The sequence below is a fragment of the Rheinheimera nanhaiensis E407-8 genome (assembly GCF_000296695.1).
GTDB classification, from domain to species: domain Bacteria; phylum Pseudomonadota; class Gammaproteobacteria; order Enterobacterales; family Alteromonadaceae; genus Alishewanella; species Alishewanella nanhaiensis.
Window position 1 is genome coordinate 36,420 of sequence record NZ_BAFK01000006.1, and the last position, 19,353, is coordinate 55,772.

Sequence of the window (19,353 nt, forward strand, 5' to 3'; positions counted from 1 at the left end):
ATTAAGAGTAATAGCGGCTAAAAGGGGATCAGACAAGTTGAATACGTATTCAATCTGCCTGCGTTTTGTTGTCCTGCCGCTGTTGATGGATGGCAGTGAGCATGCCGGACCAAAAGTAGGTGCCCATTTCATTGATGATGTTCGACTCGGCATTCATCAGCATAACCAGCCCTAACTGATGCTCGCGCGAGTAGGCAATTTCGGCGCGGTAGCCCTGCACCCAGCCACCGTGGTACATCAGGCTGTCCTGGCCAAACTGATATACGCGCCAGCCCAGCGCATAGTGCGCATCGGTCAGATAGCGCCGCCACTCGCGCCGGCGCAAGTCACGCCGTGTTTTTATCTGCTTGCTGCTGATGGTTGCCAGCAGGTTATCCGGCAGCACTTGCGGGTTGTGTCCCAGATGTGCAATCAGCCAATAGCCTAAATCTATCGCGCTGGCATTAACACCGGCCGCCGGGGCAAAACGGTAATAGCTTTCAGCCACTTTGGTCTCATGCCATTTACCACGGGCCCGTACATGCGGCATAGCGCGGTTGGCGGTAGCGAAAAAGCCATCCAGCCCTACGGAGGCGGTGGGTAACTGCAACGGCGTAAAAATACGCTCTTGCAACAGCTGGGCATAACTTTTGCCGGTGGCCTGCTGCATCACCGGTTCAATTAAACTAAACAGCACATTTTGATAACCGTAGCACTGGCCAGGCGGACACAGCGGGTCAATTTTATCAAATTGTGCCAGTATCCGCTCCAGCGGCACATTGGCTTCAATCAGGTTATCGTAAGCATTGGCCATTACGCCGGTGCTTTGTGATAACAAATGCTTAAGCTTTAGCTGTTGGTTGTATTTTTTGCTTTTAAACGAAAAGCCCGGCAGATACTGCACCAGCTTATCATCCCAGCTGAAGTGGCCTTCGGCTTCCAGCATACTGCTTAAGCCACCGGCAAAGGTTTTTGAAACTGAGGCAATACGAAACACGGTATAAGGATCGACCGGCTCAGTGCCGCCGCGTTGACGCACACCAAAACCGGCAGTGGCAATAATTTTATTGCCGTGCACTATGGCATAGGCAGCGCCGGGAATATCATGTTCGGCCAGTTTAGCAGCGTAATACTGGTCAAAATCAGCCACCAGTGGCGCCAACAATTGCGGGGTTAGCTCGCTGCTGGCCAGCACGGTTTTACTTAGAAATAAACAGCCTGCTACGGCATAAAGAAACTGTTTCACGCTGTGATGTTATCCGTGTTCTGACGTTGCTACAGCTGCAACCGGCCTGGCATTGTAGGCAGTTAGGCCGCTCTTGCCAAGCCTTGTTAACAGCAATAACCCCAGTAGCAGCAGACTGATAATGCCTAAGCTGCCACCACCAGACCCGCCACCGGCATTACCGCCACTGCCGCCAGTTGGTTGCACCGTGATGGTCACTTCAGCACTGCTTTGCGCAATGCCATCATCCACTGTGAGCCGAAAGCGTAAGCTGGTAGTGCTGCTTACCACCGGGGCAGTAAAGCTGGCAGTGAGTGTATCGGCCTGGCTTAGGCTAACCGACGGCCCGGCTAGCTGCTGCCATTGATAGCTAAGCACATTAAAATCGCTGTCGCTGGCAGTGCCCGTCAGCGTTACCACACTGCCACTGCTAACCGTTTGCGCACTGCCGGCCGACACCTGTGGCGCGCTGTTGGCACAGTCGGTGTTAATAAACAGCTGCTCTATTTGTGCCAGCCAGTTGCCAAAGTCAGCCGTTGCCGGGGCACACAGCTCAGTACCGGCAAAGCTAAAGGCGCGCAGCTGGTTTAAGTTAGTCAGCGTAGAGGGCAAGGTACCGCTAAAATCGTTGTTTTCCAGCCATAGAATTTGTAGCTGACTAAGCTGGCCCAACGCCGAGGGCACAGTGCCGCTTAAGTAATTATTTTCAACAAACAGTTCACGCAACAGCGGCAAATTGCCAAGGCCAGCAGGTAAACTGCCACTAAAACGGTTAAACGACAGATCCAGCTCGGTCAGCGCGGTTAAGTTGGCAAGGCCAGCAGGAATACTGCCTTCAAACGCATTATTCCACAATTGTAACCGGCTAAGTTGGGTCAGCTGCAAGAGGGCCGCAGGGAAGTTGCCCTGCAGCGCGTTAAAACTGAGGTCCAGCTCGGTCAGCGCAGATAACTGATTAAAATTAGCTGGCAGCTGGCCCACCAGGCCGTTATCTGACAGGTTTAAACTGGCAACCCGGCCACTGCTGCACGCCACGCCAAACCAGCTGCACGGCGTGTTGTTTTGCAGCCAGTTAGTGCTATTAAGCCAGCTTTGGCCACCGGTGTCGTAATACAGCTGGACCAATGTTTCGCATTCGGCCAATGGAATTTCGCTGACATTGTTCGCTGCACAAAAGTTGTCATTACGCAGCAGCACCTGCACCGGGCCATCGGCAAATTGCAGTTCAGCGTCATTGCCATCAAAGGTCCAGCTGCCACTGTAAATGCCATCGCCGGCAAACTTGTCCTGCTGCTGAGCGTCATCATTCAGTGCGACTGCACCACCCTGAGCTATGCTGACTGTGGTGTTGATGCTATTGCCGGCGCAGTCCAGGCTTAACACTTCGATCGGTAAGGTAGCACCGGCACTTAGAAAAACCGTGTCAGTAAGCGGCAACAGCCGGCGGGTAAGCTGTTTATTCATGCACTCTAACGCCCCGTCCTGGCCGTCACCGCTGGCCAGCAGCAAATGCCCGGTGGCAGTTTGGCTACTTAATACAGAGTCTGTCGCTGTCACGCCTGAGATCAATAGCCGCGCCCTTAGCTGGTTAGCATTAAGGCCGGGCTCGGCGGCACTTAGCAAGGCAGCAACCCCGGTTACCACGGGAGCGGCCATTGAGGTACCTGATGCCAGACTGTACTGATTATCCAGATCTGTGGTGTAAATGGCCACGCCCGGCGCGGATAAGTCGACCCAATTGCGGCCGTAGTTAGCAAAATCTGCTTTACTGCCGCTTTGACCATGCGCACTGACACTGATGACGTTAGGTAAATCGAATGCGGCCGGATAAAACGGCGCCTGGGTGTTGTCATTGCCGGCACTGGCAACAAATAAAATGCCGGCGTCATAATGCGCTTGTACCGCATTGTAAAGTGCCTGCGAAAACACTGGCCCACCCCAGGAGTTGTTGGTGGCAACGATATTTTCGCCGCGCTGTTTCAGCGCCAGCACATAATTAAGACAAGCGATGGCATCACTGACAAAGCCTTCGCCGTTAACGTCCATAAAGCGGCAAGGCAGCAGGGTAACTGACCAGTTTACCCCGGCAACACCGGTGCTATTGTTGCCCACGGCGCCAATAATGCCGGCCACCTGGGTGCCGTGGCCGTCTTCGTCCATCGGATCAACGTTATCATCTGCCGGGTTAATACCGTAAATATCATCAACGTAGCCATTGCCGTCGTTATCAATACCGTCGCCGGCAATTTCCTCCGGGTTCTGCCAGATATTGGCCTGCAGATCCGGGTGGCTATAATCGACACCGGTATCTATTACCGCCACGATCACCTGGGCATCGCCGGTGCTGCTATCCCAGGCCGCTTGCGCATTAATACCCGGGCTGGTTTGCAAATGCCACTGCTGGTTAAACAAGGGATCATTACTGCTTTGGGTAGTGCGCAGGCGGTAATCTGGCTCGGCTGCTTTTACCCCGGGCAGCGTTTTATATTGGGCAATAATTGCAGCAATATCGGTGCCGGCTGCCAGCTTTACTAATGCCAGTTGCGGCAAATGGCTAAACTGCTGCACGTCGCGTAAGGCCGTAGTATTGGCCGCAGCGCTATGACCAGCGGCACTCACTGCGGATAGCTTGTGCAAGTCGGGCTGTATTGCCTGTGCGGATACGCCCTGCTCCAGCGTTAAAATAAGCCGGTTGGGTGCGCCTGCTAAGTCGCGCTCTGCTGCTGTTGCAGCTGTTGCCACAAGCGCACATAAGGATACTATTACCGGTTTTAGCATAACAAAGCTCCACAGCTGCTATTTGCTTTGGTTAATAGTACGCCAGCCAAAGGCAAAAGGTGCAATGCTTTTTTGCCGCTCTATTACTCAGCTGAGACTTTGGTCTTATTTCAGCATGAACTGATTGACTTAACGCAGCCAACTGCAAAGACTGCAAACTTAGCTATAGTGTTATCAGTTTTGTATGTCGTTGCTATAAGAGGGATTTATGCTAAACCACGCTATCCGGCCAGCGGCGCTGGTTGCTGTATTCATTGCGCTGCAGGCGGTGCTGTTCGCTGTTGGCGGCATGATCTGGCCACTGCTGGCAGGCGCCCTGTTATTACTCGGTTATCTGTACTGGCCCAAACCAGAGCCGGTTGCCAGCGATACCGCTCTGGAGCAGCAGTTGGCTGACACCGCCGATAACATTACCGGTGCGACATCAAAGATGGCCATAGGGGCAGCAGAAGTGTCGTTTTATATCGACAGCCTGATGAAGGATATCAGCCACAGCAGTGAAGACAGCGGCAAAATAGCCGATGTCAGTAACGCGCTGGCCAGTACCAGCACTGAGCTGAGCCATTCTTTGCAGTCTATCGGCGCGACCTTGCAACAGACAGCCGGTGCATCGGATGACGCCGATGTGCGGTTGCAGGCGGCGGTGGAGAATATTAACAGCCTGGTGCAGGCGGTAAGCCAGGCGACGGCGGACTTACAACACCTGCGCGCCAGCAGCGATAATATTCAGCGTATTACCGAGGTGATTAACACCGTAGCTGAGCAAACCAACCTGCTGGCTCTGAACGCAGCCATTGAGGCAGCGCGCGCCGGTGAACAAGGCCGTGGCTTTGCCGTGGTAGCAGAAGAAGTGCGCGCACTGGCCGGTAAAACTGCCGGCGCGACAAAAGACATCGCCAGCATGCTGGGCGATATTCGCCAGCAAAGCCAGCGCACCGCAGAGCAGATGCAACAGCTGGAGCAAAGTGGCAGCCTGGTGCAACAAGAGTTAAGCCAGGTTGCTGCCGGTTTTGCCGCCATAAACCAGCAAATTGCCGAAGCGTCCGGCACCTTTGCCCAGATAGAGCAAGCCAGCAGTGAGCTTAACCAGACCAGTATAGCGCTGGCGCAGTCGGTCGACAGCATTAGCCAGACACTGGCCAACATTAGCCAAAAAGGCAGCTCGGTGGCTGGCCAGGCTATTGCCTTATCAGAAGAAACGGAAAGTATTTACCGCGAGCTGAATAGCCTGAGCGGGCACAGTTTTTACAGTGCCATTTTGGCCGAAGCCGAACAAGCCGCAGCTACAATAGGCCAGCTTTTCAGCGATGCTATTGCGCAGGGCAAGCTGAATAAAGACGCGCTGTTCGCTGAGCGTTACGAGCAAATTAGCGGCACTAACCCGGTGAAATACCACACCGCCTATGACCGCTTTACCGATCAGCATTTACCGGCCATTCAGGAGCCTATTCTGGCGCGGCACAAACAGGTGCAGTACGCCATTACCGTTGATCGCAAAGGCTATGCCCCCACACACAACAGCAAATTCAGCCAGCCATTAACCGGCAATTATGATAAGGATTTACTGCAAAACCGCAGTAAACGTATTTTCAGTGACCGCACCGGTAGCCGCTGCGGCAGCCATACCCAGAGTATGCTGCTGCAAACCTATAAACGTGATACCGGCGAAATTTTGCATGACTTGTCAGTGCCGATCTATGTTGACGGTCGGCACTGGGGTGGCTTTCGCATTGGTTTTAAACGCTAGGCGTTATTCCAGATCGTCCAGCAGATCGTCAAATACGCTTTCATCCACCTCTGGCTCTTCTGGTTGGGGTGGGTTGCCATCGTATATTCTGAAGTCCTGTCGCTGAAAATAAGACTCTTTGATAAAGGCATAAGGGTCTAGCGACTCTTCCAGCAGGTTTTCCATTGACATTAACTGTTCGCGGCTATCCAGCGCCCCTATCATAGCGCGGGTAATCGACAACGGTGTATTTAGCAGGCCAAGCGGAAAATACAGGTTATCGACCACGCCCCCCGCTGTACCACGCACTGTAGTAGGCCCAAGCGCCGGTAACATCAGGTAAGCACCATCGCCGACGCCCCATACTGCCATCGTCTGGTTAAAGTCTTCGTTTTGTTCTTGCAGGCCTATCGCTGTTGCCACATCAAACAAGCCAAATAGCCCTAGCGTGCTGTTAACCAGAAAACGGCCGGCGCTAATGGCAGCCCGGTCTGGCTTGGCTTGCAAAGCGCCGTTGACAAAGCTGGCCGGTTCGTTGAGGTTATTGGCGACATTCACCAAACCTTTGCGGGCCGGTTTAGGCACTACGGTCATATAACCCACGGTGGCCGGGCGTAGCAGGTATTTATCCAGAATATCGTAGTTAAAGTCCCACAAAGGCCGGTTAATGGTTTCCAGCGGATCGCGGCTATCGGTGTACACAGCGCCGGTTTGGCCCTGTGTCTGGTTTTTTGCTTGGTTATCCACTGCCTGCTGTGAGGCGCAGGCTGACAGCAACAAGGCGGCGCTTAGCAGCAGACAACGAAACAATGCAGAGTCAGCCATATCAGGGCTCCAGAGTTAAAGAAATAGTCAGGGTGTTAGCAGTCAGGTCCAGCACACCGGATTCTGCCTGAATATCACCGGGGCGCAGCTCAACGGTGCCGCTTTGTGACAACCGCGCCACCACCTGCACTTTGTCGGCACTGGCCAGGGTCCACTCGCTCTGCATCGCCATTTGTTCGGTTAATACTAACTGCAGCTGCCCTTCTGGTAGCGGAACACGTTGCACTGCCAGCGGCAGGCCCGGGCCTTCTGCGGCACGGGCAAATAAAAACAGGCTGGCGTCCGGGTTGGCCTGTTTTAATCTGGGGTCGACAAACAGGTTTACCGTGATCTGCCTTCCCGGCACTTTAATATCAACGCCAAGCTCGGTTAACCGCTGTTGCACCGCCGCGTAACGTGGGTCCTCTTTCGGTAGCTGTTCTAACAACAACTGCCAGGCACTGGTCGCCTCAGCCATATCGCCTTTCTCGTAGGCAATCAGTGCCATTAAAGACAGCGCATCAGTATTGCTGGCCTCGCGCGTTAATACCTTAGCTACGGCGCGACCAGCGCGGGCCAGGCTATTATCATCACCCAGTAAAATCAGTGCCTGGGCATAACTCAGCAACAGCGGCACCCGCTCGGGTGACAGTTTCAGCGCGCGCTCAAAGGCCGCCACCGCTTGCTCGGCCGCGCCTTGCGACAAACGAATACGGCCCAGCAGCATCCAGGCGACAGCGTCATCGCCTTCATTGGCCAATCGGGTACGCAGCCCAAGCGCAAACAGCTCCATTTCCTGCTCGGACAGGGGCTCGCCCTGCCCCAGTAAGGCGCGCTCGCCAAACTGCTGTAACTGCTGCTGCGCCTGCTGCCAGTCGTCCAGTTGCCGGTAATGACCGGTAACGGCATAGATACCGCCAACTAACAACGTTACCAACAGCAGTAATACCAGGGGTAAACGCCAGCCGCTGCCTGGTTGGCTCAGCTGGGCCTGTTGCTGCTGCGATAAAAACTGGGTTTTCAGCTCTTGTGCTGCGGCATCAAAATCCTGCTCGGCAAGCTCGCCGCTATCGCGCGCCAGCGCCAGCAGTTGCAGGCGCTCTTCAAATAATTGCGCCGGCGTTTGGGTGTACTGCTGGTAAGCACGCCTTGGCCAGAATAAACACAGCGCCGTGACAAACAACATAGCCAATGCAGTGAACAACAACGGCGCCATCATGGTTTTTTACTCCGGTAACGATCAATCAAGGTATCTAACTCTGAGGCTGACGGTGTATTGGCTGCCAGTTCGTCGTCGTTGTTTTTGCTGGCACGGCGATAAGCTCCTACCGCCAACAACAGCACCAGCATTAACAGTGGCGCCAGCCACAACCACAGCGTGAAACGGTTAACCGGCGGCTGATAGTGCACAAAGTCGCCATAGCGGCCAATCATATAGTCCAATACCTGAGCGCGGTCTTTGCCTTCGCGCACCAATTGGTACGTTTTCTCACGCATATCTACGGCGACTATGGCATTAGAGTCGGCGATATTCTGGTTTTGACACTGTGGGCAGCGCAGCTCAGCGGTTAGCTGGTTAAATAATTGCCGCTGCTGCTCGTTGTCAAAGGGGCGTATATCCTGCGCCAGCAGGCTAAAACTGGCAAACAGCGCAACAAGGACAAGTCTCATGGCTGGCTCCACTGCTGGTATAAAGGTGCCAGCTTAGCGCGCCACACCTGCGGGTTAATATCACCAATGTGATGGGCCCGCACTATGCCGCTGGCATCAATAATAAAGGTTTCCGGTGCCCCGCTGACGCCTAAATCCAGCGACAGGCTGCGATCTAAATCGAGGATATTAAACTGATAAGGGTTACCGTTTTGCGTTAGCTTTTCGCTGACGTCGCGCTGCAACACGCTCAAATCAAAAGGCGCATCAAACGCCGGATCGCGTGGCAGCTCGTAATACAGACCAACAATTTTCACGCCCTGTTCGCGCAGCTCAGTTAAATAGCCCAGCTCAGCATTACAGGTGGGGCACCAGACGCCCCAAACGTTCAATAAATAGGTTTCGCCTTTTAAGGCTTCAGCGGTCCAGATTTTGTCTGGCTGCATTAAGTCGGCCAGCGCAAATTCTGGCAGCGGTTTATCGACAATAGCGGAGGCGCGCTCACGCGGGTCGGAAAACAAGCCGCTGAGTAAAAACAGCGCCAGCGCTAAAAAAGCGGCCAACGGCGCATAAAATAACACCTTACGCATGGGCTTCTCCGTTACCGGTCAGTTTACGGCGGTACTTTTTATCACATAATGCCACCAGCGCGCCCAGTGACATTAACAGGCCACCGAGCCAAATCCAGCGTACAAAGGGTTTTACATGAATACGCAGCGCCCAGGCATTGCCCGGTAATGCCTCGCCCAGCGAGACAAAAAGATCACGGCTTAAACGGGCATGAATAGCCGCTTCGGTCATAATAGTGCTTTGAATACGATAGAAACGCTTTTCGGCGTGTAAATGGGTAACAAAGCGGCCATTTTTGTGTACATCCAGCTCTGCTGCCTCGCCGCCATAGTTGGGGCCATTCAGTGCATACACTTCCTGCAGGGTGAAATCATAGCCTGACACCGTTACCGTATCGCCCTCCTGCATCCGCACATCACGCTCGACGGTGTAGGTTTTGGTCATGGCAACGCCTATCACCAGCACAGCAAAGCCAATATGCGCCAGTGTCATACCATAATGGCTGGCGTTAAGTTTACTAACACCGGCCGTTACCGAGCCAAACTGCTTTAAGCGCAGCATGACTTCAGCAAGGGCCGATACGCCCACCCAGGCACCCAGCAACAAGCCCAGCAGGGCTAAATTGGCTTGCACGCTTTGCATCAGCGCCAGGGTACCCAGCGCCAGCATCAGTGTCGCAATTAACACCAGACCAAATGGCTTAATCAGCGGCACCAGCTGTTGCTGCTTCCAGCGCACCCAGGGGCCTAAGCCCAGCATCAGCGCAAACGGTATGGTCAGGTAGTAAAACATCTGGTTAAAAAACGGCTCGCCAATCGAGATAGAACCCAGGCCCAGCTCTTTGTGGAACAACGGAAACAAGGTGCCTAAAAATACGATTAAACAGGCCGTCAGCAAAAATACATTGTTGCCCCACAGCATCATTTCACGCGAGAACAGCTGATAACGTGCCTGCGAGCGCACTGAGTTCATCCGGCTGCCGTACAACAGCAAGGAGCCGCCTACCACCAGCAGTAAAAACACCAGCAAATACATACCGCGGCCCGGATCGGTTGCAAAAGAGTGTACCGACACCAGCACGCCGGAGCGCACTAAAAAGGCACCGACTAAACTCAGTGCAAACGCCGCCAGCGCCAGAAGTACTGTCCAGCTTTTAAAGGTGCCGCGTTTTTCCGTCACCGCCAGGCTGTGAATCAGCGCGGTACCGGCCAGCCAGGGCATAAAAGAAGCGTTTTCAACCGGGTCCCAGAACCACCAGCCACCCCAGCCTAATTCTTTATAAGCCCACCAGCTGCCAAGCATGATACCCAGGGTTAAAAACAACCAGGCTGACAGCGCCCAGGGCCTGACCCAGCGCGCCCAGACACTGTCAAAGCGGCCGCTGATCAGCGCCGCCAGTGCAAAGGCAAAGGCCACGGCAAAACCCACATAGCCCATATACAGCGTGGGCGGGTGCATAATCATGCCAAAGTCTTGCAGCAAGGGGTTTAAGTCGCGCCCTTCAACCGGGAAAAACGGCAGGCTGCGCTCAAAGGGATTAGACATAAACAGCGAAAAGGCGACAAAGCCAACGCAAATAATGCCCAAAATACCCAGAATACGGCCCTGCAGCAGCAGCGGTAAGGCTTTGGAGTATTGCGCCACCAGTGCCGTCCAGCCGGCCAGCATCAGCACCCACAGCAGCATAGAGCCTTCATGCGAGCCAAAGCTGGCCGTAATTTGATAATACCAGGGCAAGGTAGAGCTGGAGTTTTGCGCCACGTTAATGACGGTAAAATCGTTGGTGCGAAAGGCGTAAATCAGCGCTGCCATCGCCAGCAAACAAAAGATAAACTGGCCAAATGCCAGCGGTTTAGCCAGCAGCAGCATACGCTGATTGGCGACAAAACTGCCGTACAAAGGCACCAGCGCCAGCAACAACGCCAGCGCAAAAGCAAATGTCAGCGCCAGCTGACCGGCTTCAGCAATCATCAGTAGCGCCCTTCTGAACTGCTGCTATTCGCTTCGCGGTCTGAAGCAGCCGGCAGGTTTTGTTTTGACGGTGGCACATGGCGGATGCCTTTTAACGCCTCTGCCACTTCCGGTGGCATGTACTCTTCATCGTGCTTGGCCAGTACTTCAGTGGCGGCGATCGTGGTTGCATCCACTAAAACCCCCTGCGCCACTATGCCCTGCCCTTCGCGGAACAAATCCGGCAGTATGCCTTCATAAGTCACGGTGACGATGGGGCCGGTGTCTACTAAGTCGAAGCTGACTTTCAGCGACTCTGGATCACGTTTTACCGAGCCTTCCACCACCATGCCCCCAATGCGCAGACGCTGGCCCACTACCGGTTTTACCTTATCTTTACCCAGCCCTTCTACCAGCTGCGAGGGGGTATAAAACAAGTCGATATTTTGCTGCAACGCATACAGCATGGCGCCTACTGCACCCGCCAGCAGGCCGATGACCAATAGCACCGCCCACAGGCGTTTCTGACGTCGGGTTTGCATTATGATGAGGACTCCTGATACTGCTTAATACGTTGCTCGCGGGCCAGCTTGTCTGCCAGCTGCTTTAAACACTGGCGCTGCTGAAAATGGCTGTACACCACCAGTGCCAGTAACAGCGTATAGGTAGCGCCAAAGGACAACCAGACAAAAAAACCATAGCCGCCCATGGCCAAAAACTCGCTGAAAGATTGAAAATGCATCATTATACTGCTCCGGCCAGTGCTTTAACCCAGGGCCTGTGCTGCTCATGCTGCAATATGGCAGTACGCAGGCGCAGGCATAACAGTGCCAACATTAACACCTTGAACGCCAGTATGCTGATCAGCAGCGGCCATAACATGCTGGGATCTATCGACGGTTTGGCAAACTTGGTTATAGACGCGCCCTGATGCAAAGTGTTCCACCACTCGACCGAAAAATGAATAATCGGCAGGTTAATCACCCCCACTACCGCCAGCAGTGATGACGCTTTAGCTCCGGTTTGCCGGTCGGAAAAAGCGCCACTGAGGGCAATAACACCTAAATATAAAAATAACAGGATAAGCTCTGACGTTAAGCGCGCGTCCCATACCCACCAGGTGCCCCACATCGGCTTGCCCCAGGCCATACCGGTGATCAGCGCAATAGCGGTATATACCGCACCTATGGGTGCTATGGCCAGTACCGACCACTGCGCCACTTTTACCTGCCACACCAGGGCAATAAACGCCGCGATGGCCATAGCGGAATAGGTGCCCATCGACATAATGGCCGATGGCACATGAATATGAATAATGCGGTAGCTGTCGCCCTGCTGATAATCGGGCGGGGTAAAGGCCAGGCCCCAGATATTGCCAAGCAGCAACAGCGTAACAGCCAGCAGCATTAACCAGGGGTACAGGCGGCCACACAGGTGATAAACGGTTTCAGGCTTCGCTAAAGGATGTAACCATTTAAACATATCAGCTCACATTTAATTTAAGGGCACTGAGCACCGCCAGCGGCACCAGTGCCAATGCAAATAACAACATGGCCAGCATAATGGCCAGCTGACCGTGATAAGGCAGCGCCATCGTGGCCGCTTCCATTGCTGCGCTGGCAAAAATCAGCAGCGGAATATACAGCGGCAAAATCAGCAGTGCCAGCAAAATACCGCCTTTATCGGCCGACACCGTCAGCGCTGCGCCCAGCACGCTAAGCAGGCTTAACAGCGGCGTGCCCAACAACAGGGTAAGCAGCAGTGCGACAAAGGCTGGCGTTTCTAAATTTAACAGCAACGCCACCAGCGGCGATAACAGCACCAGCGGTAAGCCAGTGCTAAGCCAGTTAGTGACCAGCTTCGCCAGCACAAAGCTCAGCAGTGGCTGGCGCGCGGCCACCAGCTGTTCAATTACGCCGTTGCGGTAATCATCTTTAAACAGCCGCTCAGCAGCGAGCAAGACACTTAACAGTGCCGCTATCCAAACGATACCCGGCGCCATTAGCCGTAGCAAGTTTGGCTCTGGCCCCACACCCAACGGAAATAAACACAGCACGATAATGAAAAACAGTACCGGATTTAACCAGTCGGCCTTTTGTCTGGCCAGCAAGCGCAGCTCGCGCTGAATAAACACACCCAGTTTTACCATCGGTAAGCCAGCTCCAGTTTACACAGCTGAGCATACTGCAGACTCAGGCTCTGATGTGTGGTCAGCACAATACTGCCTCCGCGCTGCAAATGCTGCAAAAAATGTTGCTGCAATAAGGCGATAGCAGTTTGATCCAGTGCGGTAAAAGGTTCATCTAAAATCCAAAGCTGGCCTTGGCTAAACCATAAACGCGCCAGTGACACCCGCCGCTGCTGACCCGCCGACAACATACGACAAGGGATATCTTCCAGCCCGGCCAGCCCCAGCCGGCCAAGCAAAGCATAATCGTCACCCGCCGGCGCCTGTACAGCGGCGCGCCAGAAACGCAGGTTCTCCAGCGCGGTTAATTGTTCATGAATACCGCTTTGGTGGCCGATATAACATAAGTCGGCGGCGTAGTCGGCAGCTTGTTGGGCCAATGGTTGCTGACGGTAATAAATGTCGCCCTCGTCGGGATGTGCCAGGCCAGCTAATAAGCGCAGTAACGAGCTTTTACCGGCACCGTTTTTACCGGCAATTTGCAACAGCTCACCGCCATGCACCGTAAGGCTTAGCTGCTCAAACAACACTCGGTCCTGGCGGATACAGCTTAAGCCTTTCGCTTCAAGCAGGATCTGGCCGGACGATACGGAAAATGGTTGTGGTATATTCACTGCACGAGCTATCGACGACGGTAAAAATTGCGCGCATATTACCATAATGCCGGCATAATACGAATGTAACAGGGCGTCAGACCAGGCGAAAACGGGTAAAACTATGAACCAGATCAATCTGGACAAACTGCTCAGGCTGTCTGCCGGTGGTAAAGCCGACAGTGGCGCCGTAAAGCTGGTGCTGGCGCAGGTGTATCAGGCGCAGCTGCAGCAGCTGCCCGATGGCGGCGCCCGGTTACAACTGGGCGCAGGCCAGATGCCGCTGCAACTGACTCTCAGCGCTGCGGAAGCCGCCCGCTTACAGGGGCTGTTACAGCCCGGTGCGGTGCCGGGCCAACCACGACAGCACGCCAGTGCAACTGGGCTGCAGGTGCCGGTACAGGTGCAATTTGCCTTAAGCGCCGATAACCAGATCCAGCTTAACCTGCAAAACAGCCCGGTTACGCAGACACTGGCATTGCCGACCGCGCAGGTGCGCCAACTGCTGCTGCAGTTTTTCTTAGGCGCCAGCGGCGCCACGCCGGTACAAACGCCCAGCACTGACAATAACCAGGCTGAAACGCCGCAGCAAAGTGCAGCCTTGGTCAGTGCCCGGCTGCTTGTTGCTGCCTCATCATCCGCGGCTACCTCAGCAGTGGCTCCGGTTAAAGCCGGCAGTATTCAGCTACCCATGATGGCGCCACTTACCATCGCCAAAGCAGCGCAGCAGCAGCTGAGCAGCCTGTTACAACCCAGCCACTCCAACCAGTTGACGGTGCTGCTGCAACTGAGCAGCAGCAACGGCGAGTTAAGCGCCCGCTTACTGCTGCCCGGCAACGCCAGCGGCGCGCAGCAAACCTTACTGGACAAACCGCAGCAACAACAGTTATTACAGCAGTTGGTACAGCTGTTTAACCAACAGCGGCCAAGCACGCTAAGCCCACTGCCCTTGCTTAGTACATTAAAACTGCCCCCCGGCGCGGCTCAGCAGTTGCAACTGCAGCAGCAGGGCACAAACTGGCAGTTAGTGCTGCAGCCCGCCAGTGTCAAAACCGGCTTAACGGTAGATGCCAGCCAGTTTAACCGGCCACTGCAATTGGTTGGGCCTGCCCCCGCAGCCAACAATAAAGAGGTAGCACCGGCTCAGCTAACCAGCAGTACTATTACCCAGGCCTGGCGCCACTTGTTGCCGGTATTACCGCTAAGCGCCGATCCGCTGGCCAGTGTGCCTGAGCTACCCGAGCCGGTACAACAACTGTTACAGACAGTGCGCCACAGCCAACTTGATGGCGCGAAAGTTGTACCGGCACAGCAACTGCTACCGCAGCTGCTTAGCCTGCTGCAGTTTCAGCCACTACAAAGCCAGGCCAGTCTGCAAACCAGCGGCGGTACGCTGGCGGTTGCAATTCAGCTATTGCTTGGCCACCTGCTGCAAAAGCCGGTACCCGCCGCACAGACCGCCGCTAATCAGCGCCTGTCGCAGCTTGTTAGCGCGCTGGAACCACAGCAAGCCAGTAATTTATTGCGTCAACTGGCCAGCCACAGCAGTACGCTGCAGCAAAGCCAGTTAGCCACCCTGGATAGCAGCACTCAGGCGCAGCAGCAGCTGATCCTGCAACTGCCGCTGCAACAGGGCAACCACAGCGTGTTTAGCCAGCTCCAGATAGAGCAGCGCGAAGCCGACTGCAAGCAGGACGGCAGCAAACAGACGTTGTGGCAGCTGACCATGCGCTTTGATATGCAGCAACTGGGCGCGATGCTGGTAATTGCCCGCTTGCAACAGCAGCAATTACAGCTGCAATTTTACACCGAGCAACCACAAGCCCTGGCGCTGACCGAGCAGTTTTTACCTATCTTAAAAGATCGCTGCACCATGCAGGGGCTGGAAGTAAAACAGGCCGAGTGTGTGCTGGGTAAAATTCCCGAGTCGCTGCTACCGCGTGCCAACAGTTTACTGACAATAAAAGTATGAGCCTGACAACATGACCGACGACAATAAAGAGAAAAGCGCTACCGCGCTGCAATATCAGGGCAAAGCGGCGCCCACCGTCACGGCGCGCGGCCATGGCCAGTTGGCAGAAGAGATGATTGCTCTGGCGCAGCAACATGGCATTTTGGTGCACCAGGACGAAGAGCTGAACAAATTACTCAGCCAACTGGAACTGGGCGAGCAGATCCCGCAAGCGCTTTATGTGGTGATTGCTGAGCTAATTGCGTTTTCGTACGTGTTGCAGGGGAAGTTTCCGGAAAACTGGCACAATATACACCAGCGTATCGATTTTAAAACCTGATACCAGCTGCCGTGATCAGCAACAGCCTGGCTAATCAGCAGTTTTGAGCAGCAACAGTTAGCTTTTAGCCTGATGCAAATTAAACAGCAGTTCCGCTTCAGCCCGTGGCAGCTCACATTCACGCATGATCTCGTCAAGATCAGCGCCCAGCTGCACCATTTTCATCGCCCGGCTGTATATTTTTGACTCGGGGTCAGTCAGCTCCATCGCCTGCTGTTTTTCTTCCAGTTGTTTAAGGCTCTGGCTCAGGTTGTCACCAAGCTGGCCCAGCGAGGCATCCAGCTGCAGTACCCGCTGCCCGACGCCAATCAGACCGGAGCGCAGCTCCTGCACCTCCAACTGGCTTTGCGCTAATTGTTGTGCACTGTACTCCAGCCGCTGCTCCAGTTGTGCCTGTTGCTGCAGCCACTGCCGCTGCTGCGCTTTAAGCCACCAGATAATGGCCACAGCAATTAACAGCAGCAGCGCGGTTTGGATTGCCAGACTAAGCCACATAACTTGCCTTAAATTGAGCTGATTTCATCCCACTCTTCTTCGCTGAGCAGTTTGTTTAAATCGACAAGGATCAGCAATTCGCCTTCGCGGTTTGATACGCCCTGGATAAAGCGGGCGCTTTCTTCGGTACCAACATTGGGTGCAGTGTCAATTTCTGACGCTTTGAGGTAAACCACTTCGGCCACGCTATCCACCAGTATACCGATCACCTGCTTGTCCGCTTCAATGATGACGATGCGGCTGTTGTCGGTGACATCGGCCGGCTCCAGCCCGAAACGGGAGCGGGTATCAATAACGGTCACCACATTGCCACGTAAGTTGATAATGCCCAGCACATAATCGGGTGAGCCCGGCACCGGCGCAATCTCGGTATAGCGCAGCACTTCCTGTACCTGCATTACGTTAATGCCGTAGGTTTCTTCCTGTAGCTTAAAGGTGACCCACTGTAACACTACATCGGTGGCCTCGGTTTTTTTTACCGATTGCTTGGTTAATTCACTCATGCACAGCTCCTGTCTTAATTCCTGACCGTTTAGGCACTGATATCCTGGCCCCGGTTTAACAATTCGATCATCGCGTCTATGTCGATCAACACACACATATGCTTTTTAATTACGCCAGCCATCCAGGGCCTTTTACCCTCGGCTTCACGCCATTTCACATCATCTTGCTCCAGCATATAGGTATTAACCAGATTTTCGCAGCACAGACCCCAATTACTGTTGCCCAGCATAATAACATATTGATAGTTTAGCGTTTGCTGCATAGTTTGGTCATATTTTTCTGGCATAACCCAGCGCGCGGTATCAACCACATTAATTTTTTGCTCACGGTACAGCATAACGCCTTTAAACCACTGTGGTTTACCGATCAGACTGTTAATGGTGGATAACTGATGGATACCGCCTAACTCTTTCAGTGGCACTGCCACTTTTAAACCGGCTACATCAAAAAACAACGCCTGAAAGCGGCCCTGACGGTACGCTTTTTCTGCGGGCTTTGGTGCAACGGGGGTAACCGGCGCGGCAGTAGCCAGCCGCTGGGCGACCGGTACCTGACGCTGTTGTAGTTGCTGCGACTGCTCTGCGGCGGCAAATTTTGCTTTTAGCGTGTCAAGCGCTGCCGCCGTGTTATCTGTTACCGCCTGTTTCACCGGCAGTACAACCTTAGTTACGTCAGTGTCAGCCGGCGGCGCTGCCACCACCGCCTGTGCCAGTAACTGGTTTAGTTGCTGCTTTTTCTCGTCAGCCAGCGGCGCAGCGTCCAGGGTATCTTCTTCGGTTAACAACGCCGACAAATAATGCTGCATCACTTTTTGACTGGCGATTAAATTACTCATGCCTACTCCGCCGACAACTGCAGTAAATAGGTTAACAAGGTATTGTAAGCAAAGACCCCGCGCGATGAATTGGCAAACTCACTCGGTGGTGTTTGCGCCAGGCTGGCATCACGAAACTTGGTATCAACCGGGATCACGGCCGACCACACCTTGTCCTGATACTTGGCTTTTAATTCTTTGTAGGCCTCTAATGAGGCTTTAGTGCGTTTGTCGTACATGGTTGGAATAATAGTGTAGGCATAATCTTTTTGCTGCGAGGTTCGCATCAGTGCCATGGTGGCTATCATGCGCTCCAGGCCTTTTAGTGCCAGAAATTCCGTTTGTACCGGGATCAGAATACGGTCGCAGGCGGCTATGGCATTGACCATCAGTACGCCCATTACCGGCGGGCAGTCGATCAGGACATAGTCATATTCTTTGCTGATTTTTTGCAGCGCTTTTTTCAGCATCAGCCCCATACCACCTTTATTGCCCAGGGTGCGGTCTAAGGTTGCCAGTGACATCGAGGATGGCAATATATCTAAGTTTGCCATACCGCTTGGACACAACGCCTGTAAAATTTCTTCGCTGCGAATATCTTTACCACGAATAAAAATATCGTACACGCTCACTTCAAGCTCTTCAGCGTCTATGCCGAAATAATAGGTCAGTGAGGCATGCGGATCGGTGTCTACCAGCAGCACTTTATAGCCCCGCTGCGCCAGCAGGCCACCAAGAGTTACTGTGGTAGTCGTTTTACCTACTCCACCTTTTTGATTAGCAACGGTCCAAATAACCACGTCAGGGTTCCTGTTGTTTTTCTGGCTGAGCGTCCGGGTTGTCTTCACGGGTGGTAATACGAATACCCCCGCCTGGCAGCGCAATAACCCGGATACTACCATCTTGCTGCGACACTTGCTCTAATTGCTGTTGCAAGGCAGCACTGGCGGCGGCATCGTCCTGGCTTACCGACGCTGTATCTGGCGCCAGGTAGCCGTAACGCGAAATAGCAATCACTACCTTACGGTTAGCCGCCCGGCCCTGAGCACTGTCGTTGGACGTAAACGGATAATACTGGCCATAACCTTCAATGGCCATGCGCTCGGGCGCGGTGCCCAGCCGTTCCAGTAAACGCAAGACCGAGGTGGCACGGCTTACCGACAGCTCCCAGTTCGAGGCAAACAACTCGTTGTTTATCGGTTGGTCATCGGTGTAACCACGAATGCGGATATAGTTATTAATCGGATTTATAATGCGGGTAATTTCTGCCAGCAGTGTTTGCGCCGACGACGTGGTACTGGCACTGCCACTGGCAAACAGCAAACCGCTGCTCAGTTCAATACTAAGCCAGTTATCATCTTGCTGCAGCTTGGCCAGCCCCTGCTCCAGTAAATTCGCCAAAGCACGGGTAAGCTGTTGTTCAACCGACTGCAGCGGGCTACCCAGCTGCCGCTCAGATACCTCAGACAAGCGGGTGGCGTCGGCCAGCAAGGTCGGGCCTTTGGCACTGTCCAGTGAACTGCCATGCAGCTCTAACTCGCTTTGTGGCGCCGGCACCGTAAGTACCGACTTACCCGGCACGCCGGTACCTGACTGTGCGGGTTTTTCAAACAGCTTGGTCAGGCTGTCGGCCAGCACGCTGTATTCTTCTTCTTTGATAATCGACATGGCGTACAACACAACAAACAGTGCAAACATCAGGGTCATATAATCAGCGTAGGACACCAGCCAGCGATCCAGCTGCTCTTGTTCTATCTGTTGATGCTGCTTTTTGTGCCGGTACATA

The 19,353-nt window shown here is 54.0% G+C and carries 20 protein-coding genes; 3 read left to right on the forward strand and 17 right to left on the reverse strand.

Going from position 1 to position 19,353, the window contains the following annotated elements; genetic code table 11:
* Window positions 1-49 precede the first annotated feature (49 nt).
* Window positions 50-1,225, reverse strand: coding sequence for a serine hydrolase domain-containing protein (locus RNAN_RS06395; RefSeq protein WP_008219985.1), 1,176 nt, complete (start codon window positions 1,223-1,225; stop codon window positions 50-52).
* A gap of 9 nt (window positions 1,226-1,234) precedes the next feature.
* Complete coding sequence (locus RNAN_RS18645; RefSeq protein ID WP_237739897.1) at window positions 1,235-3,946, reverse strand: S8 family serine peptidase; 2,712 nt, start codon at window positions 3,944-3,946, stop codon at window positions 1,235-1,237.
* Between the two features lie 244 nt (window positions 3,947-4,190).
* Here RNAN_RS18645 and RNAN_RS06405 point away from each other — a divergent pair, with 244 nt between their 5' ends.
* A complete protein-coding gene (locus RNAN_RS06405; RefSeq protein WP_008219991.1) occupies window positions 4,191-5,729 on the forward strand; it encodes a methyl-accepting chemotaxis protein in 1,539 nt (512 codons plus the stop codon).
* A 3-nt stretch (window positions 5,730-5,732) separates the two neighbouring features.
* On the opposite strand, the gene RNAN_RS06410 is transcribed toward RNAN_RS06405, so the two are convergent.
* Genes RNAN_RS06410 through ccmA form a run of 10 tightly spaced genes read right to left on the reverse strand, consistent with a single transcriptional unit; the run spans window position 5,733 to window position 13,484 of the window.
* Entirely contained in the window at window positions 5,733-6,533 is an 801-nt protein-coding gene (locus RNAN_RS06410; protein WP_008219992.1) for an MlaA family lipoprotein, read from the reverse strand.
* A 1-nt stretch (window position 6,534) separates the two neighbouring features.
* Window positions 6,535-7,731 (reverse strand): c-type cytochrome biogenesis protein CcmI, encoded by a 1,197-nt coding sequence (gene ccmI / locus RNAN_RS06415; protein ID WP_008219995.1) that lies wholly within the window; start codon window positions 7,729-7,731, stop codon window positions 6,535-6,537.
* Window positions 7,728-8,183 (reverse strand): cytochrome c-type biogenesis protein, encoded by a 456-nt coding sequence (locus RNAN_RS06420; protein WP_008219999.1) that lies wholly within the window; start codon window positions 8,181-8,183, stop codon window positions 7,728-7,730. Before RNAN_RS06420 ends, ccmI begins: the two co-directional genes overlap by 4 nt.
* On the reverse strand, window positions 8,180-8,752 hold the full coding sequence (locus RNAN_RS06425; RefSeq protein ID WP_008220000.1) for a DsbE family thiol:disulfide interchange protein: 573 nt from the start codon (window positions 8,750-8,752) through the stop codon (window positions 8,180-8,182). Before RNAN_RS06425 ends, RNAN_RS06420 begins: the two co-directional genes overlap by 4 nt.
* A complete protein-coding gene (locus RNAN_RS06430) occupies window positions 8,745-10,703 on the reverse strand; it encodes a heme lyase CcmF/NrfE family subunit (protein ID WP_008220002.1) in 1,959 nt (652 codons plus the stop codon). Before RNAN_RS06430 ends, RNAN_RS06425 begins: the two co-directional genes overlap by 8 nt.
* The gene (gene ccmE, locus RNAN_RS06435) at window positions 10,703-11,224 is read right to left on the reverse strand and encodes a cytochrome c maturation protein CcmE (RefSeq protein ID WP_008220004.1); all 522 of its coding nucleotides are present in this window, start codon (window positions 11,222-11,224) and stop codon (window positions 10,703-10,705) included. Before ccmE ends, RNAN_RS06430 begins: the two co-directional genes overlap by 1 nt.
* Window positions 11,224-11,427 carry a heme exporter protein CcmD gene (gene ccmD, locus RNAN_RS06440; RefSeq protein WP_237739898.1) on the reverse strand — a complete coding sequence of 68 codons (204 nt, stop codon included), beginning with the start codon at window positions 11,425-11,427 and terminating at the stop codon, window positions 11,224-11,226. Before ccmD ends, ccmE begins: the two co-directional genes overlap by 1 nt.
* The gene (locus RNAN_RS06445) at window positions 11,427-12,164 is read right to left on the reverse strand and encodes a heme ABC transporter permease (RefSeq protein ID WP_008220012.1); all 738 of its coding nucleotides are present in this window, start codon (window positions 12,162-12,164) and stop codon (window positions 11,427-11,429) included. Before RNAN_RS06445 ends, ccmD begins: the two co-directional genes overlap by 1 nt.
* 1 nt (window position 12,165) lies before the next feature.
* The gene (gene ccmB / locus RNAN_RS06450) at window positions 12,166-12,831 is read right to left on the reverse strand and encodes a heme exporter protein CcmB (RefSeq protein ID WP_008220014.1); all 666 of its coding nucleotides are present in this window, start codon (window positions 12,829-12,831) and stop codon (window positions 12,166-12,168) included.
* On the reverse strand, window positions 12,825-13,484 hold the full coding sequence (gene ccmA, locus RNAN_RS06455) for a cytochrome c biogenesis heme-transporting ATPase CcmA (protein WP_008220016.1): 660 nt from the start codon (window positions 13,482-13,484) through the stop codon (window positions 12,825-12,827). Before ccmA ends, ccmB begins: the two co-directional genes overlap by 7 nt.
* A 103-nt stretch (window positions 13,485-13,587) precedes the next feature.
* Here ccmA and RNAN_RS06460 point away from each other — a divergent pair, with 103 nt between their 5' ends.
* The gene (locus tag RNAN_RS06460) at window positions 13,588-15,435 is read left to right on the forward strand and encodes a flagellar hook-length control protein FliK (RefSeq protein ID WP_008220018.1); all 1,848 of its coding nucleotides are present in this window, start codon (window positions 13,588-13,590) and stop codon (window positions 15,433-15,435) included.
* 10 nt (window positions 15,436-15,445) lie between these two features.
* Window positions 15,446-15,754 carry an EscU/YscU/HrcU family type III secretion system export apparatus switch protein gene (locus RNAN_RS06465; protein ID WP_008220020.1) on the forward strand — a complete coding sequence of 103 codons (309 nt, stop codon included), beginning with the start codon at window positions 15,446-15,448 and terminating at the stop codon, window positions 15,752-15,754.
* A 57-nt stretch (window positions 15,755-15,811) separates the two neighbouring features.
* Here the strand turns inward: RNAN_RS06465 and RNAN_RS06470 are convergent, their stop codons facing one another.
* Genes RNAN_RS06470 through RNAN_RS06490 form a run of 5 tightly spaced genes read right to left on the reverse strand, consistent with a single transcriptional unit; the run spans window position 15,812 to window position 19,352 of the window.
* The gene (locus tag RNAN_RS06470) at window positions 15,812-16,249 is read right to left on the reverse strand and encodes a DUF2802 domain-containing protein (protein WP_008220021.1); all 438 of its coding nucleotides are present in this window, start codon (window positions 16,247-16,249) and stop codon (window positions 15,812-15,814) included.
* Between the two features lie 8 nt (window positions 16,250-16,257).
* Complete coding sequence (locus tag RNAN_RS06475; protein ID WP_008220022.1) at window positions 16,258-16,752, reverse strand: chemotaxis protein CheW; 495 nt, start codon at window positions 16,750-16,752, stop codon at window positions 16,258-16,260.
* 29 nt (window positions 16,753-16,781) lie between these two features.
* Entirely contained in the window at window positions 16,782-17,588 is an 807-nt protein-coding gene (locus RNAN_RS06480) for a chemotaxis protein CheW (protein ID WP_008220024.1), read from the reverse strand.
* A gap of 2 nt (window positions 17,589-17,590) precedes the next feature.
* The gene (locus tag RNAN_RS06485; protein WP_008220025.1) at window positions 17,591-18,367 is read right to left on the reverse strand and encodes a ParA family protein; all 777 of its coding nucleotides are present in this window, start codon (window positions 18,365-18,367) and stop codon (window positions 17,591-17,593) included.
* A 1-nt stretch (window position 18,368) separates the two neighbouring features.
* Entirely contained in the window at window positions 18,369-19,352 is a 984-nt protein-coding gene (locus RNAN_RS06490; RefSeq protein ID WP_008220026.1) for a flagellar motor protein MotB, read from the reverse strand.
* Window position 19,353 lies beyond the last annotated feature (1 nt).

What these genes read in the sequence shown, in the direction of transcription:
- RNAN_RS06405 (WP_008219991.1), top strand. Translation starts at nt 4,191, where the DNA reads ATGCTAAACCACGCTATCCGGCCAGCGGCGCTGGTTGCTGTATTCATT.
- RNAN_RS06410 (WP_008219992.1), bottom strand. Translation starts at nt 6,533, where the DNA reads ATGGCTGACTCTGCATTGTTTCGTTGTCTGCTGCTAAGCGCCGCCTTG.
- ccmI (WP_008219995.1), bottom strand. Translation starts at nt 7,731, where the DNA reads ATGATGGCGCCGTTGTTGTTCACTGCATTGGCTATGTTGTTTGTCACG.
- RNAN_RS06420 (WP_008219999.1), bottom strand. Translation starts at nt 8,183, where the DNA reads ATGAGACTTGTCCTTGTTGCGCTGTTTGCCAGTTTTAGCCTGCTGGCG.
- RNAN_RS06425 (WP_008220000.1), bottom strand. Translation starts at nt 8,752, where the DNA reads ATGCGTAAGGTGTTATTTTATGCGCCGTTGGCCGCTTTTTTAGCGCTG.
- RNAN_RS06430 (WP_008220002.1), bottom strand. Translation starts at nt 10,703, where the DNA reads ATGATTGCTGAAGCCGGTCAGCTGGCGCTGACATTTGCTTTTGCGCTG.
- ccmE (WP_008220004.1), bottom strand. Translation starts at nt 11,224, where the DNA reads ATGCAAACCCGACGTCAGAAACGCCTGTGGGCGGTGCTATTGGTCATC.
- ccmD (WP_237739898.1), bottom strand. Translation starts at nt 11,427, where the DNA reads ATGATGCATTTTCAATCTTTCAGCGAGTTTTTGGCCATGGGCGGCTAT.
- RNAN_RS06445 (WP_008220012.1), bottom strand. Translation starts at nt 12,164, where the DNA reads ATGTTTAAATGGTTACATCCTTTAGCGAAGCCTGAAACCGTTTATCAC.
- ccmB (WP_008220014.1), bottom strand. Translation starts at nt 12,831, where the DNA reads ATGGTAAAACTGGGTGTGTTTATTCAGCGCGAGCTGCGCTTGCTGGCC.
- RNAN_RS06460 (WP_008220018.1), top strand. Translation starts at nt 13,588, where the DNA reads ATGAACCAGATCAATCTGGACAAACTGCTCAGGCTGTCTGCCGGTGGT.
- RNAN_RS06465 (WP_008220020.1), top strand. Translation starts at nt 15,446, where the DNA reads ATGACCGACGACAATAAAGAGAAAAGCGCTACCGCGCTGCAATATCAG.
- RNAN_RS06470 (WP_008220021.1), bottom strand. Translation starts at nt 16,249, where the DNA reads ATGTGGCTTAGTCTGGCAATCCAAACCGCGCTGCTGCTGTTAATTGCT.
- RNAN_RS06475 (WP_008220022.1), bottom strand. Translation starts at nt 16,752, where the DNA reads ATGAGTGAATTAACCAAGCAATCGGTAAAAAAAACCGAGGCCACCGAT.
- RNAN_RS06480 (WP_008220024.1), bottom strand. Translation starts at nt 17,588, where the DNA reads ATGAGTAATTTAATCGCCAGTCAAAAAGTGATGCAGCATTATTTGTCG.
- RNAN_RS06490 (WP_008220026.1), bottom strand. Translation starts at nt 19,352, where the DNA reads ATGTACCGGCACAAAAAGCAGCATCAACAGATAGAACAAGAGCAGCTG.